Annotated in this window: 14 protein-coding genes, 1 rRNA gene and 1 riboswitch; all 15 genes read left to right on the top strand. The window is 38.1% G+C overall.

Annotation, left to right across the window (positions count from 1 at the left end; genetic code table 11):
- Positions 1 to 111, top strand: a 5S ribosomal RNA gene (gene rrf, locus ACTQ5K_RS23980); the annotation flags it as partial.
- A gap of 413 nt (positions 112 to 524) precedes the next feature.
- Positions 525 to 1,070 carry a DUF2179 domain-containing protein gene (locus tag ACTQ5K_RS23985; RefSeq protein WP_048718364.1) on the top strand — a complete coding sequence of 182 codons (546 nt, stop codon included), beginning with the start codon at positions 525 to 527 and terminating at the stop codon, positions 1,068 to 1,070.
- On the top strand, positions 1,063 to 1,260 hold the full coding sequence (locus ACTQ5K_RS23990; protein ID WP_048718362.1) for an NETI motif-containing protein: 198 nt from the start codon (positions 1,063 to 1,065) through the stop codon (positions 1,258 to 1,260). The genes ACTQ5K_RS23985 and ACTQ5K_RS23990 overlap by 8 nt, the downstream gene beginning before the upstream one ends.
- 107 nt (positions 1,261 to 1,367) lie before the next feature.
- A riboswitch (purine riboswitch) is annotated at positions 1,368 to 1,469 on the top strand.
- Positions 1,470 to 1,593: 124 nt separating this feature from the next.
- A complete protein-coding gene (purE, locus tag ACTQ5K_RS23995; RefSeq protein ID WP_048718360.1) occupies positions 1,594 to 2,082 on the top strand; it encodes a 5-(carboxyamino)imidazole ribonucleotide mutase in 489 nt (162 codons plus the stop codon).
- Positions 2,069 to 3,223 (top strand): 5-(carboxyamino)imidazole ribonucleotide synthase, encoded by a 1,155-nt coding sequence (purK, locus tag ACTQ5K_RS24000; RefSeq protein ID WP_192840952.1) that lies wholly within the window; start codon positions 2,069 to 2,071, stop codon positions 3,221 to 3,223. Before purE ends, purK begins: the two co-directional genes overlap by 14 nt.
- A gap of 3 nt (positions 3,224 to 3,226) precedes the next feature.
- Positions 3,227 to 4,519 carry an adenylosuccinate lyase gene (gene purB / locus ACTQ5K_RS24005; RefSeq protein WP_048718358.1) on the top strand — a complete coding sequence of 431 codons (1,293 nt, stop codon included), beginning with the start codon at positions 3,227 to 3,229 and terminating at the stop codon, positions 4,517 to 4,519.
- A 136-nt stretch (positions 4,520 to 4,655) separates the two neighbouring features.
- A complete protein-coding gene (purC, locus tag ACTQ5K_RS24010; RefSeq protein WP_235252045.1) occupies positions 4,656 to 5,375 on the top strand; it encodes a phosphoribosylaminoimidazolesuccinocarboxamide synthase in 720 nt (239 codons plus the stop codon).
- Positions 5,368 to 5,622, top strand: coding sequence for a phosphoribosylformylglycinamidine synthase subunit PurS (gene purS / locus ACTQ5K_RS24015; protein ID WP_016205034.1), 255 nt, complete (start codon positions 5,368 to 5,370; stop codon positions 5,620 to 5,622). The genes purC and purS overlap by 8 nt, the downstream gene beginning before the upstream one ends.
- Complete coding sequence (gene purQ, locus ACTQ5K_RS24020) at positions 5,619 to 6,305, top strand: phosphoribosylformylglycinamidine synthase subunit PurQ (protein WP_235252046.1); 687 nt, start codon at positions 5,619 to 5,621, stop codon at positions 6,303 to 6,305. The genes purS and purQ overlap by 4 nt, the downstream gene beginning before the upstream one ends.
- Positions 6,289 to 8,505, top strand: coding sequence for a phosphoribosylformylglycinamidine synthase subunit PurL (gene purL, locus ACTQ5K_RS24025; RefSeq protein ID WP_235252047.1), 2,217 nt, complete (start codon positions 6,289 to 6,291; stop codon positions 8,503 to 8,505). The genes purQ and purL overlap by 17 nt, the downstream gene beginning before the upstream one ends.
- Positions 8,490 to 9,902 (top strand): amidophosphoribosyltransferase, encoded by a 1,413-nt coding sequence (purF, locus tag ACTQ5K_RS24030; RefSeq protein WP_048718351.1) that lies wholly within the window; start codon positions 8,490 to 8,492, stop codon positions 9,900 to 9,902. Before purL ends, purF begins: the two co-directional genes overlap by 16 nt.
- Positions 9,903 to 10,041: 139 nt before the next feature.
- Entirely contained in the window at positions 10,042 to 11,073 is a 1,032-nt protein-coding gene (purM, locus tag ACTQ5K_RS24035) for a phosphoribosylformylglycinamidine cyclo-ligase (protein WP_031539691.1), read from the top strand.
- Between the two features lie 16 nt (positions 11,074 to 11,089).
- On the top strand, positions 11,090 to 11,674 hold the full coding sequence (purN, locus tag ACTQ5K_RS24040) for a phosphoribosylglycinamide formyltransferase (protein ID WP_031539688.1): 585 nt from the start codon (positions 11,090 to 11,092) through the stop codon (positions 11,672 to 11,674).
- Positions 11,675 to 11,745: 71 nt separating this feature from the next.
- Positions 11,746 to 13,281 carry a bifunctional phosphoribosylaminoimidazolecarboxamide formyltransferase/IMP cyclohydrolase gene (gene purH / locus ACTQ5K_RS24045; protein WP_081836717.1) on the top strand — a complete coding sequence of 512 codons (1,536 nt, stop codon included), beginning with the start codon at positions 11,746 to 11,748 and terminating at the stop codon, positions 13,279 to 13,281.
- Positions 13,282 to 13,309: 28 nt separating this feature from the next.
- Positions 13,310 to 14,566, top strand: coding sequence for a phosphoribosylamine--glycine ligase (purD, locus tag ACTQ5K_RS24050; protein WP_031539683.1), 1,257 nt, complete (start codon positions 13,310 to 13,312; stop codon positions 14,564 to 14,566).
- Positions 14,567 to 14,862: the final 296 nt, after the last annotated feature.

The raw sequence follows: 14,862 nt of genomic DNA on the forward strand, positions 1-14,862 counted from the left end.
GGCGATAGCGAGAAGGTCACACCCGTTCCCATACCGAACACGGAAGTTAAGCTTCTCAGCGCCGATGGTAGTTGGGGGTTCTCCCCCTGTGAGAGTAGGACGTCGCCAGGCCACTAAAAGACCTAAAAGCTTTATTGCTTTTAGGTCTTTTTTTACGTAAATAAAATACTAAATCAGAACAGATGCGCTAACTAGTGATGAGTAATAGATTATATCTTTGTGACTTTAGACAATATATTAAATTGGGGACATAGCTACTTCATTTCGCTAATTCATCCTATTACTTCGTACTTAAACATCAAATAATGGAGTTAACAATTATATATCTCCTTACTAAAATAAATGAAGAAATCAGCCACAATATTAGTGAGTTTTTTCAAAAAAAAACCGACTTTCTTCTATTATATATATTTTCAGATTTATCTGTCTTTTATTGAAGAATATAAAATTGTTTACTTCTTTCTTATTAGGTAATTATAAGTATAATATAGGAATAGTAAATACATATGGGAGTGAGCAAATACATGCTTGAAAATAGTGTTACGATGGTATTGATTATTCTCATAATCAATATTGTCTACGTTTCTTTTTTTACGATACGAATGATTTTAACTTTAAAGGGCCAACGTTATTTAGCTGCATTTATCAGCATGATAGAGGTAGTCATTTATGTTATAGGTTTAGGGTTGGTTTTGGATAATTTGGATCAAATTCAGAACTTAGTTGCCTATGCTATCGGATATGGTATAGGAGTAATTGTTGGAATGAAAATTGAGGAGAAGCTAGCTTTAGGATATATAACAGTTAATGTTATAACAAAGGAATATGATAGAGATTTGCCTAATTCTTTAAGAACTAAAGGATATGGTGTAACAACTTGGGCTGCACAGGGGCTAGAAGGCGATCGTATGTCTTTGCAAATATTGACTCCTCGAAAATATGAATTAAAATTATATCAGACAATTAAAGAGTTGGACCCAAAAGCATTTATAATTGCATATGAGCCAAAAGCGATTTATGGTGGATTCTGGGTGAAAAGTGTTAAGAAAGGAAAATTGTTTAATGAGTAAGAAAAAAAGATTTGAAGTACAAATAAATGAGACGATTAATGATTGTCTAGAAAGAATGAAGAAGGAAGGTTATACGCCAATAAAACGGATGGAAAAGCCGGTTTTTAAGGAAATAAAGGTGAATGGTCAAATGTCTTATGAGCCAGTATCACAACAAATTATCTTTGAAGCAATACAGCTAGAAGGTTAAATCACGAACAATAAAATCATATTTATATTAATTGTTCGACATTTACTGTTGACAATATATAAATATGCTTGTTAAGATGGTATAGTGTTAATTAAAAAAGACGGAAATAAAATAAATTAAATAGCCCTCATATAATAATGGGAATATGGCCCATAAGTTTCTACCCGGTAACCGTAAAATACTGGACTATGAGGGAAAGTGAATGAAAACGAGCTGAAAAAAGTAGAGTATACTTTATTCAGGTTTATTTAAGCTCTGGACAGATACTTTCTCTCTTTTAGTGTAGAAAAGTGTTCTGGCTAGGGCTTTTTAAATGGAATCAGGAGGGAGAACATGACCGCATCTGTTGGTGTTATCATGGGGAGTAAATCAGATTGGGAAACAATGAAGCATGCGTGTGGAATATTAGATCAACTGGAAGTAGATTACGAGAAAAAAGTGGTCTCTGCTCATCGTACTCCTGACTTAATGTTTGAATATGCCGAAAGCGCGAGAGATAGAGGAATGAAAGTAATTATTGCCGGAGCAGGTGGAGCGGCACATCTTCCAGGCATGATTGCGGCTAAGACAACTTTGCCTGTTATAGGAGTTCCTGTTCAATCAAGAGCTTTAAATGGACTGGATTCTCTATTATCAATTGTACAAATGCCTGGTGGAGTGCCAGTTGCTACTGTAGCAATTGGTAAAGCTGGTGCGACGAATGCAGGACTTCTTGCAGCCCAAATACTAGGTGCTACAGACTTAGAATTAGCAGAAAGACTTTTTTCCATGAGAGAAAGAACAAAAAAAGAAGTAATGGAAAGTAGTGATGAGCTTGTCTAATAAAGTAATACTGCCAGGTCAAACAATTGGTATTATAGGTGGCGGTCAGTTAGGACGAATGATGGCAATCGCTGCAAAAGCACAAGGGTTTAGAATTGCAGTATTAGATCCAACCGAAGATTCTCCTTGTGGGCAAGTAGCTGATTATAAAATTATCGATGCCTATGATAGTTTATCAGCTATAAAAAAATTAGCAGAAGTAAGTGATGTAATAACTTATGAATTTGAAAATATAGATGCAGCTTGTCTAGATTGGTTAACCAATAATGCTAACGTTCCACAAGGTTCTGCTGTTCTTGAAATTACACAGGATCGAGTAAAGGAAAAAAAAGCAATAGAGCAAGCTGGAGTTAAGATAGCTCCATATGTAGTTGTTGAAAAAACAAGTGATATTTATAGTGGTTTAGCACAATTAGGCTATCCAGCTGTTTTAAAAACAGCCCGTGGAGGTTATGATGGAAAAGGCCAATATGTTATTAAAGAAAGCAGTCAAATAACAGAAGCGGAAAAGCTTTTAAACAATGGAGTTTGTGTATTAGAAAAATGGATTCCTTTTAATAAGGAAATATCGGTTATTATCACTAGAAGTGGAAAGGGAGAGGCTACTGTTTTTCCAGTTAGTGAAAATATCCATCTTAATAATATTTTGCATGAATCAATCGTTCCGGCTCGAATTAGCGACGTGGCAAAAGACTTAGCGATTGAAAAAGCAAGTAAGCTTGCTGAGAATCTACATTTAGTAGGAACACTAGCAGTAGAAATGTTCCTGACAGAAGACGAAGAGATTTATATTAATGAGTTGGCTCCTAGACCACATAATTCTGGGCATTATACAATTGAGGCGTGCGAGACTTCACAGTTTGAACAGCATATCCGTGCGGTGTGTAATTGGCCGTTAGCGAGCACTAGACTATTAAGACCTGCTGTCATGGTTAATATTCTCGGTCAACATCAAGGACAGATGATTGATAGGATTCCTGATTTACAGGATTGGAAAATTCATCTTTATGGAAAACTGGAACCAAAGGAAAATAGGAAAATGGGGCATGCAACCTTACTTCGCTCATCTGTTGAAATAGCATTAGATGAAATCGAGAATACAAACGTATGGAATGTGCAGACAGAAAAAATCGGAGGATAAACAATGATCGATCGTTACACAAGACCAGAAATGGGAAACATTTGGACAGAGGAAAATCGCTTTAAAGCATGGTTAGAAGTAGAAATTTTGGCATGTGAAGCTTGGGTGAAGCTTGGTGAAATCCCAGCAGAAGATGTTAAAAAGATCCGCGAAAATGCTTCGTTTGATATCGAGCGCATTAAAGAAATTGAGCTAGATACAAGACATGATGTTGTAGCATTTACAAGAGCAGTATCTGAAACACTAGGAGAAGAAAGAAAATGGGTACATTATGGTTTAACTTCTACAGATGTTGTTGATACAGCACTTTCATACTTAATTAAACAAGCAAATGAGATTATATTAAAAGATGTAGAGAACTTTATTGAAGTTTTGAAGAATAAAGCACAAGAACATAAATACACCGTTATGATGGGGCGTACACATGGAGTTCATGCTGAACCAACTACTTTTGGCCTAAAGCTTGCCCTATGGTATGAAGAAATGAAACGTAACCTTGAAAGATTTAAAGCAGCAGCTGAAGGAATTGAATATGGCAAGATTTCCGGTGCGGTAGGAACTTATGCTAATATTGATCCCTTTGTGGAGCAATATGTATGTGAAGAATTAGGATTAAAACCAGCACCGATTTCTACGCAAACGTTGCAACGTGATCGTCATGCGGATTATATGTCTACTCTAGCTTTAATCGCTACTTCTATTGAAAAATTCGCAGTGGAAATTCGTGGATTGCAAAAAAGTGAAACAAGAGAGGTAGAAGAATTTTTCGCTAAAGGACAAAAAGGGTCTTCTGCTATGCCGCATAAACGTAACCCAATCGGTTCAGAAAACATGGCAGGTCTTGCACGTGTTATTCGTGGTTATATGCTAACAGCGTATGAAAATGTCCCATTATGGCATGAAAGAGATATTTCCCATTCTTCTGCAGAGCGTATCATTATTCCAGATGCAACGATCGCATTGAATTATATGTTAAACCGTTTCAGCAATATCGTGAAAAACCTAACTGTATTCCCTGATAACATGAAGCGTAATATGGATCGTACGCTTGGTTTAATTTACTCACAACGAGTATTACTTGCGCTAATTGATAAGGGGCTTACAAGAGAAGAAGCGTATGACACTGTACAGCCTAGGGCAATGGAATCTTGGGAAAAGCAAGTACCGTTCCGTCAGCTAGTAGATAGCGATGCAGTAATTTCTTCTAAGTTAACAAAAGAAGAAATTGATGATTGCTTTGATTATCACTTCCATATTAAACATGTTGATACGATTTTTGATCGTCTTGGATTATAAAAAAATAAGAGCTGTCACATAAAATGACAGCTCTACTACAAACAGTTGAAACTGAATATACCGAATTTTAAGCAAGATAGCGCAAGTAAGAATTTTTCGTTTTATCCCTAATTTTTTTGATAAGGAGACTCTTCAAATGGAAAAGAGAGCTTTATTGTATGAAGGAAAAGCAAAAAGAGTGTATAAAACTTCAGATGAGGATATTGTTTGGCTGGAATATAAAGATTCCGCTACTGCCTTTAATGGTGAGAAGAAAGCGACTATAACAGGCAAAGGTCGATTAAACAATGAGATTACTAGTTTACTATTCTTAAAGTTAAAAGACTTTGGTATTCCATCACATTTTGTCGAAAAATTGTCCGAAACGGAACAGCTTGTAAAGAAAGTGGATATTATCCCATTAGAAGTAGTTGTTCGTAATCTAGCAGCGGGAAGTTTTTCAAAAAGATTAGGAATAGAAGAGGGCAATCCGTTATCAAAGCCATTGGTTGAATTTTACTACAAGGATGATGCACTAGGGGATCCAATGATTACGGAAGACCATATCGAAGAATTAAAGCTTGCATCAACAGAGGAAGTTGCATTTTTAAAGAAAAAGGCACTAGAAGTAAACGAAGTATTAAGCAAATTTTTTGGTGAACTGGGAATTAACTTAGTAGATTTCAAATTAGAATTTGGAAAAGACAAAGATGGAAATATTCTTCTTGCTGATGAAATTTCGCCAGATACATGCCGACTTTGGGATAAAGAAACAAATGCGAAATTAGATAAAGATGTATTCCGTCGTGATTTAGGTAATCTAACAGATGCATACGAAAATATTTTAGCGAGACTAGGGGGAAGTCAACATGTTTAAGGTTAAAGTATATATCACATTGAGAGAAAGTGTATTAGATCCACAAGGTAATGCAGTGAAGGGATCTTTGCATTCGTTAAATTATAAAGAAGTAGAAGATGTACGTATCGGTAAATACCTAGAATTAACAATTGATAAATCAGAAAGAAATATAGATGAGCTAGTGAAGGAAATGTGTGAAAAGCTACTTGCTAATACAGTAATTGAGGATTACCGCTATGAGGTGGAGGAGGTTGTTGCACAGTGAAGTTTGCAGTAATCGTATTTCCAGGATCCAATTGTGATGTTGATATGTTCCATGCGGTAAAGGATGAGCTTGGAGAAGAAGTAGAATATGTATGGCATGATACAGATAGTTTAGAAGGATTTGACGGAATATTGCTACCTGGAGGATTCTCTTATGGTGACTATCTTCGTACAGGAGCGATTGCAAGATTCAGTAATGTAATGAAAGAAGTAGTGAAAGCAGCAGAAGCAGGCAAACCAGTTCTTGGTGTATGTAATGGATTCCAAATATTATTAGAAGCAGGTTTACTGCCTGGTGCAATGAGAAGAAATGAAAGTTTAATGTTTATCTGTAAGCCAGTTGAACTACAGGTAGCAAATAATAATACGATGTTCTCCTCTGCATATAAGGAAAACGAAGTAATCACTGTCCCGATTGCGCACGGAGAAGGCAATTACTACTGTGATGAAGAAACATTAGCCAACTTAAAAGCAAATAATCAAATTGTCTTTACTTATAATGGTACAAATCCAAACGGAAGTTTAGAAAATATTGCTGGAATCACAAATGAAAAAGGAAATGTCCTTGGCATGATGCCACATCCAGAAAGAGCAGTAGATGAGCTATTAGGTGGAGCAGATGGTCTGAAAATATTTAAATCAATCGTTAGTCAGTGGAGGGAAGCAAATGTCGTTCAGCTTTGAGCCAAGTCCAGAACAAATTAAATCAGAAGAAATTTACAAACAAATGGGTGTGACGGATGAAGAGTTTGCGATGGTAGAAGGAATTCTTGGTCGCCTTCCTAACTATACAGAGATCGGGTTATTTTCCGTTATGTGGTCAGAACATTGTAGTTATAAAAACTCTAAGCCTGTATTAAAGAAGTTTCCGATAACAGGACCTCAAGTATTACAAGGACCTGGTGAGGGTGCAGGGATTGTAGATATCGGCGATGGCCAAGCGGTAGCGTTTAAAATCGAAAGCCATAACCATCCATCAGCTATTGAACCATATCAAGGAGCTGCAACAGGTGTAGGTGGAATTATCCGTGATGTATTCTCGATGGGGGCAAGACCAATTGCTATTCTTAACTCTTTACGATTTGGAGAATTGGATAATGAACGTACGAAATATCTATTTAAAGAAGTAGTTGCAGGAATTGCTGGCTATGGTAACTGTATTGGTATTCCGACAGTTGGCGGAGAAATTGCTTTTGATGATTCCTATGCAGGCAACCCGCTTGTTAATGCAATGTGTGTTGGTTTAATTAATCATGAGGATATTAAAAAAGGCCAGGCACACGGTGTTGGTAATACGGTAATGTATGTTGGTGCAAAAACAGGTCGTGACGGTATTCATGGTGCGACATTTGCTTCTGAAGAATTAACAGAGAACTCCGATGAAAAGCGTCCTGCTGTTCAAGTAGGAGATCCATTTATGGAAAAGCTTCTTCTTGAAGCGTGTCTTGAATTGATTCAATCAGATGCATTAGTTGGTATTCAAGATATGGGTGCTGCAGGACTGGCAAGCTCTAGTGCAGAAATGGCAAGTAAAGCAGGTTCTGGTATTGAAATGAATTTAGACTTAGTTCCACAGCGTGAAACAGGAATGACTGCCTATGAAATGATGCTTTCTGAATCACAAGAACGTATGTTGATTGTTGTGAAAAAAGGAAGAGAACAGGAAATCAAAGATCTTTTCCATAAATATGATTTAGAGGCAGTAGCAATTGGTGTTGTAACAGATGATAAAATGCTTCGTCTTCTTCATAAGGGAGAAGTAGTAGCAAATGTTCCAGCAGATGCTTTAGCAGAGGATGCACCTGTCTATCATAAGCCATCTAGTGAACCCGCTTATTACCGGGAGTTCCAAGTGATGGAAAACTATATTCCTACTGTAAAGAACTATGGGGAAACACTTATTAATCTATTAAAGCAGCCTACTATTGCAAGCAAAGAGTGGGTTTATGATCAATATGACTATATGGTTCGTACTAATACAGTAGTTGCACCAGGTTCTGATGCAGCAGTAGTACGTATTCGCGGAACGAAAAAAGCTTTAGCAATGACAACAGACTGTAATGCGAGATACTTATACTTAGACCCAGAAACAGGCGGCAAGATTGCAGTAGCAGAAGCAGCTCGCAATATCGTATGTTCTGGTGCAGAACCACTTGCTATTACTGACAACTTGAATTTTGGAAATCCAGAGAAACCGGAGATTTTCTGGCAAATTGAAAAAGCAGCAGACGGAATTAGCGAAGCTTGCTTAGCATTAAATGCACCAGTAATCGGCGGGAATGTCTCTTTATATAACGAAACGAATGGAACAGCTATTTACCCTACTCCTGTTATTGGAATGGTTGGATTAGTAAAAGATACGAAAGATATCACTACACAAAGTTTTAAAGCAGCTGGGGACTTAATCTATGTGCTCGGAGAAACAAAAGCAGAGTTTGGTGGAAGTGAATTGCAAAAAATGCTAGAAGGATCTATTTCTGGAAAAGCACCTTCCTTAGACTTAGAAGTGGAAAAAGCTTATCAACAAGCAGTTCTAGAAGCAATTCGCACAGGCGTTGTTGAGTCCGCTCATGATTTAGCTGAGGGTGGTTTGGCAGTTGCTGTTGCAGAAAGCTTAATTAGCTCAAAAGGCTTAGGAGCAAAAGTTAATGTTAAAGAAGATGCAGTAACAGCACTTTTCAGTGAATCACAATCACGTTTCTTGCTTTCTATTAAACCAGAAAACAAAGAGACTTTTGAAAAATTAGTTCCTGCTACACTAGTAGGAGAAGTTACAGATACAGCCGTTCTTACCATAAGCCAAGGGGAAACTATTCTAGTAAATGAACAGGTTGATTCGTTAATGGATGCCTGGAGAGGAGCAATTCCATGCTTGCTGAAATAAGAGGGTTAAACGAAGAATGTGGCATTTTTGGTGTTTGGGGACATGAGGATGCATCTCAATTAGCATATTATGGACTGCATAGCCTACAGCATCGTGGCCAAGAAGGAACTGGTATTGTAGCAACAGATGGGGAAAAGTTAAAAGGAATTAAAGGAGAAGGGTTAGTCTCCGAAATTTTTACCCAAGAAGCAATTAAAGAATTGTCTGGAAAAGCTGCAATTGGGCATGTACGTTATGCAACAGCAGGAGGCGGAGGATATGAAAATGTCCAGCCTCTTCTGTTCCATTTCCAAAGCGGAAGCATGGCACTTGCCCACAACGGAAATTTGGTAAATGCGACAGCTTTAAAAAGCCAGCTTGAAGCACAAGGAAGTATTTTTCAAACAAGCTCTGATACAGAAGTTCTTGCCCATTTAATTAGAAGAGGCGGTTTTTCGGCATTTAAGGAAAGAGTGAAAAATGCGCTGACAATGATAAAAGGAGCGTATGCTTTTCTTATCTTAACGGAAACAGAATTAATGGTTGCCCTAGATCCAAATGGCATGCGTCCCCTTTCTTTAGGAAAATTAGGAGATGCGTATGTTGTTGCATCTGAAACATGTGCATTTGACGTAGTCGGAGCGGAGTTTGTTCGTGATATTTTACCAGGCGAACTTTTAATCATTGATGACAACGGCTTCCGTTCAGAGATGTTCTCTGTCGCTTCTAATATTGCCATGTGCACAATGGAGTATGTTTATTTCTCTAGACCGGATAGCAATATAAATGGAATCAATGTGCATACTGCTCGTAAAAATCTTGGGAAAAGATTAGCAATCGAGGCACCTATTGAAGCAGATGTAGTAACTGGAGTACCGGATTCTAGTATTTCAGCAGCAATCGGATATGCGGAAGCTACTGGTATTCCGTATGAGCTTGGTTTGATTAAAAATCGCTATGTTGGTCGAACATTTATTCAGCCTTCCCAGTCTCTTCGTGAGCAAGGTGTTAAGATGAAGCTTTCTGCTGTACGCGGAGTAGTAGAAGGAAAAAGAGTAATTATGGTCGATGATTCAATCGTTCGTGGCACAACAAGTAAACGTATTGTGACTATGTTAAGAGAAGCAGGAGCAACAGAAGTGCACGTCCTAATCAGTTCCCCACCAATTAAAAATCCTTGCTTCTATGGAATTGATACATCAACAAAAGAAGAGTTGATTGCATCGAAATATTCAGTAGAAGAACTTCGTGAATTAATTGGAGCTGACTCTCTTATCTTCCTAAGCACAGAAGGAATGATTGATGCAATTGGCAGAACAGATGATGGGGAAAATAGAGGACATTGCCTTGCTTGCTTTACTGGTAGGTACCCAACAGAAATTTATCCCAACGCGGATCATCCATACGAGAAAGTATAAAGATAAGAAGCTAAGATCCAAATGGAATGAAAAAAATTATACTTCTGTAACTGTTAAAAATAAAAGAAAAGCGGCATGAATAAATGTCGCTTTTCCACCTGAATCAAACTAGACTTTTCGATATTTTAGGAGGCATAAAATGGCTGAAGCTTATAAACAAGCAGGAGTTAATATAGAGGCAGGCTATGAAGCAGTGACAAGAATGAAAAAGCATGTGAAAAAAACAACTCGTCCAGGTGTTATGGGTGGATTAGGCGGATTTGGCGGCATGTTCGATTTATCTGTCCTTCATTTAAATAATCCTGTTTTGGTATCAGGGACAGATGGAGTAGGAACAAAGTTAATGCTTGCTTTTATGCTTGATAAGCATGACACAATTGGAATTGATGCTGTGGCAATGTGTGTGAACGATATTGTCGTTCAAGGGGCAGAACCTATCTATTTCCTTGACTATATTGCTTGTGGAAAAGCAGACCCTAGTAAAATCGAGGCGATTGTCAAAGGAATTGCAGATGGCTGTGAACAAGCCGGCTGTGCTTTAGTTGGCGGTGAAACTGCTGAGATGCCAGGAATGTATGATGAGGAAGAATATGATTTAGCAGGATTTGCTGTCGGAGCTTGTGAAAAAGAAAAGCTAGTAACTGGCGAAAAAATCCAAGCTGGAGATGTATTGATTGGCCTAGCATCAAATGGAATTCATAGCAATGGCTACTCTCTTGTCCGAAAATTATTTTTTGACAAAGCCAATATGTCTCTATCTGATTATATCGAGGAATTCGGTTGTACGTTAGGAGAAGAATTGATCAAGCCGACTAAAATTTACGTCAAATCAGTGCTATCTGCTTTAAAGGAATTTGAGATTAAAGGTCTTGCTCATATTACTGGCGGCGGCTTTATCGAAAATATTCCAAGAATGCTTCCAGAAGGCTTCGGAATGGAACTGGATGAATCAAACTGGGAAGTACCAGCTGTTTTTGAAAAAATGGAGCAAATTGGTGAAATCGATCGTAAAGAAATGTATAACATCTTTAATATGGGCACTGGAATGGTGCTTGCTGTCAGCAAAGAAGAAGAGGAGCAAGTAATTGACCATTTTACTCGTATTGGGGAAAAGGCGTATACAATTGGTAAAGTAACAGATGACGGGGAAATAAATATCATCCTCAAATAGTGTTGGAGGAATGTATATGAAGCGGATTGCTGTTTTTGCTTCTGGTAATGGTTCAAACTTTCAGGCAATAGTAAATGCGGTAAAACGAGAGGAGCTAAATACCTCTATTACCCTATTAGTCTCTGATAAACCGGGAGCTTTTGTTATTGATAGAGCGATGAAGGAAGAAATACCTACCTTTGTTTTTGCAGCGAAGAATTATCAGGAAAAGGCAAACTATGAACGAGAGATTTTAAAGCATTTAAAAGCAAATGAAGTTGACTTAATTGTTCTAGCAGGATATATGAGATTAATAGGTGAAACACTTTTACAAGCTTATTCTGGAAAAATTATCAATATTCACCCGTCGCTATTGCCAGCTTTTCCAGGCAAGGACGCAATTGGCCAAGCATTAAAGGCTAAAGTTTCGCAAACAGGCATCACGATTCATTACGTTGACGCTGGAATGGATACAGGCCCCATCATTGCCCAAGAGGCCATTACTTTGTCAGACAAAGAAACAAGAGAAAGCATTCAGGAAAAAATTCAAGCATTGGAGCACCGACTTTATCCAAGCGTTATACAACACTTACTTCATAAAAAAGAAGTATTCCATCAATAGACGAACAGATAAACTAAAAAGACCATCATACTTAAGATATCAACAGGCATGAAATATCAGGGGGAATAATGATGAAAAAAAGAGCGTTAATTAGTGTTTCTGATAAAACAGGTATTACAGATTTTGCAAAAGAGCTACATGAATTAGGATTTGAGTTAATTTCTACAGGCGGAACAAAAAAAGCAATTCAAGATAGTGGGATTCCTGTAATGAGTGTTAGCGAGGTCACTGGATTTCCTGAAATTCTAGAAGGAAGAGTGAAAACATTAAATCCGTATATTCATGGTGGGTTGCTTGCGAAATTTAATGAGCCAAGCCATATTGCCCAATTAGAAGAGCATAAAATTGACCCAATTCAAATCGTTTGTGTTAATTTATATCCTTTCCAACAAACGATTGCTAAGCCAGATGTAACGGTGGAAGATGCGATTGAAAATATAGATATCGGCGGACCAACAATGCTTCGTGCTTCAGCAAAGAATCACCAGTATGTAACGGTAGTGGTAGATCCTGTTGATTATCAAACCGTTATTTCTGAATTAAAGCAAGATAAGGAAGTATCGTTTGAAACGAGACGAAGACTTGCAGCAAAAGTATTCCGTCATACAGCAGCTTATGATGCTATGATTGCAGAATATATGACAGAGCTTACGCAAGAAGAAACACCAGAAAAATTAACAGTTACATATGAGTTGAAGCAATCCTTGCGCTATGGAGAGAATCCACATCAAAAGGCAGCATTTTACCGTAAACCACTTGGATCTGATTTCTCGATTGCTAATGCAACTCAATTACATGGAAAAGAACTATCTTATAACAATATCAACGATGCAGATGCAGCAATCCAAATTGTAAAAGAGTTTGCAGAGCCTGCTGCAGTTGCGATTAAGCATAGTAATCCATGTGGAGTTGGAACAGGAGAAGATATTTTTACTGCTTTCACAAAAGCTTTTGAAGCAGATCCAGTTTCTATCTTCGGTGGGATTATTGCGTTAAATAGAGAAGTAGATGCAGAGACAGCTCAAAAACTACATGAAATTTTCTTGGAAATTGTCATCGCCCCTTCTTATTCCCAAGAGGCTTTAGACATTTTACAAGGAAAGAAAAATATTCGTTTATTAACAATTCCTTTTGGAACAGGTGGCAGCAAAGAAATGAAATTCACTTCTATTGAGGGTGGATTATTAACACAAGATTTTGACCGCTATTCTTTAGATGATGCAACGATTACAATCCCTACAGAGAAGAAACCTACAGATGAAGAGTGGGAAGCTCTTAAATTCGGCTGGAAAATCGTTAAGCATGTTAAATCAAATGCAATTGTAGTGAATAACAAAGAAATGACACTTGGGGTTGGTGCTGGCCAAATGAATCGCGTCGGGTCTGCAAAAATTGCCTTAGAACAGGCTGGTGAGAAAGCAGTGGGTGCAGTGTTAGCATCTGATGCATTTTTCCCAATGGATGATACGGTTGAAGCGGCTGCCAAAGCAGGAGTTACAGCGATTATTCAAACAGGTGGAAGTATTCGTGATGAAGATTCCATCAAAAAAGCAAATGAATATGGAATTGCAATGGTATTAACAGGAGTAAGACATTTCAAACATTAATATCTTTAAGCTTGGGGGATATAAGAGAATGAAAGTACTCGTTATTGGCCGCGGTGGTCGGGAGCATGCAATTTGTACAAAAGTAAGGGAAAGTGAAAAAGTGGACACTGTTTTTGTGGCGCCAGGAAATGTTGGAATGACCGATGTCGCAGAACGTATTGCGATAGAAGAAACAGAGGTAGCGAAACTGGTCGATTTTGCCTTAACGCAAAAGATTGATTTAACTATTGTAGGTCCAGAAGTACCGTTACTTCTTGGGGTGGTTGATCAGTTTCAAGCTGCTGGCTTAAAAGTTTTTGGCCCAAATCAACGTGCCGCTGAAATAGAAGGAAGCAAATCATTCGCTAAAGACTTAATGAAGAAATATCAAATTCCAACTGGAGAATACCAAACTTTTTCTGATTATAAGGCGGCGAAAGCGTATATTGAGGAAAAAGGTGCACCAATTGTTATTAAAGCAGACGGATTAGCAGCAGGAAAAGGTGTAACTGTTGCAATGAACATGGAAGAGGCACTAGAGAGCATCCAGGAAATGCTTGTTGGCGAAAAATTCGGAAGTGCTTCTGCAACAGTCGTTATTGAGGAATTTTTAGCTGGCGAAGAATTTTCTTTAATGTCCTTTGTGGATGGAGATACGGTAATACCTTTGGAAATTGCCCAAGATCATAAACGTGCCTTTGATGGAGATAAAGGGCCAAATACAGGGGGGATGGGAGCTTATTCTCCTGTTCCACACATCGATCCAGAAATCGTGCAAACGGCAATTGAAACAATAGTCAAACCAACTGCAAAAGCGATGATAGCAGAAGGCAGAACATTTACAGGCATTTTATATGCTGGCTTAATCGCTACAGATAAAGGGCCAAAGGTAATCGAATTTAATGCAAGACTAGGTGATCCAGAAACACAAGTTATCTTACCGCGCATGAAGTCCGATTTAGTGGAAGTTATTTTGTCTGTATTAAATGGAGACACTCCAACTATTGAATGGTATGAAGAGGATATGCTAGGAGTAGTTATTGCGTCAAAAGGCTATCCGGAGGCATATGAAAAAGGCGTTGTTATCCATGGCTTAGACAAAATGGAAGATGTCTCTATTTTTCATGCTGGAACGAACTTAAATGAAGCAGGGGCATTTACAACTGATGGCGGTCGAGTTTTATTAATTGCTGCCAAGAGCCATACTTTAAAAGATGCACAGGATAAAGTATATAAAGAGCTAGAGAAATTAGAGAGCGATGGCGTTTTTTATCGAAATGACATCGGCTTTAAAGCGATAAAATAAGAAGGAATCTCCGTATGTAGCATTGATTTAGTCGATGATTGCATATGGGGATTCTTTTGTTAATGGTATATGGTGTGGTAATAGAGGAAGAGGAAGCGTCTCTAAGCCCAAAATCAAGCAAAAGCCGCCTTCGAGGTAACAGAGGAGTCGTCTCTGAGCCCAAAATCAAGCAAAAGCGCCCTTCAAGGTAACAGAGGAGTCGTCTCTGAGCCCAAAATCAAGCAAAAGCGCCCTTCAAGGTAACAGAGGAGTCGTCTCTGAGCCCAAAATCAAGCAAAAGCGCCCTTCGAGGTAAC

The sequence above is a fragment of the Niallia sp. Sow4_A1 genome, from assembly GCF_052116745.1.
GTDB lineage: Bacteria > Bacillota > Bacilli > Bacillales > Cytobacillaceae > Niallia > Niallia hominis.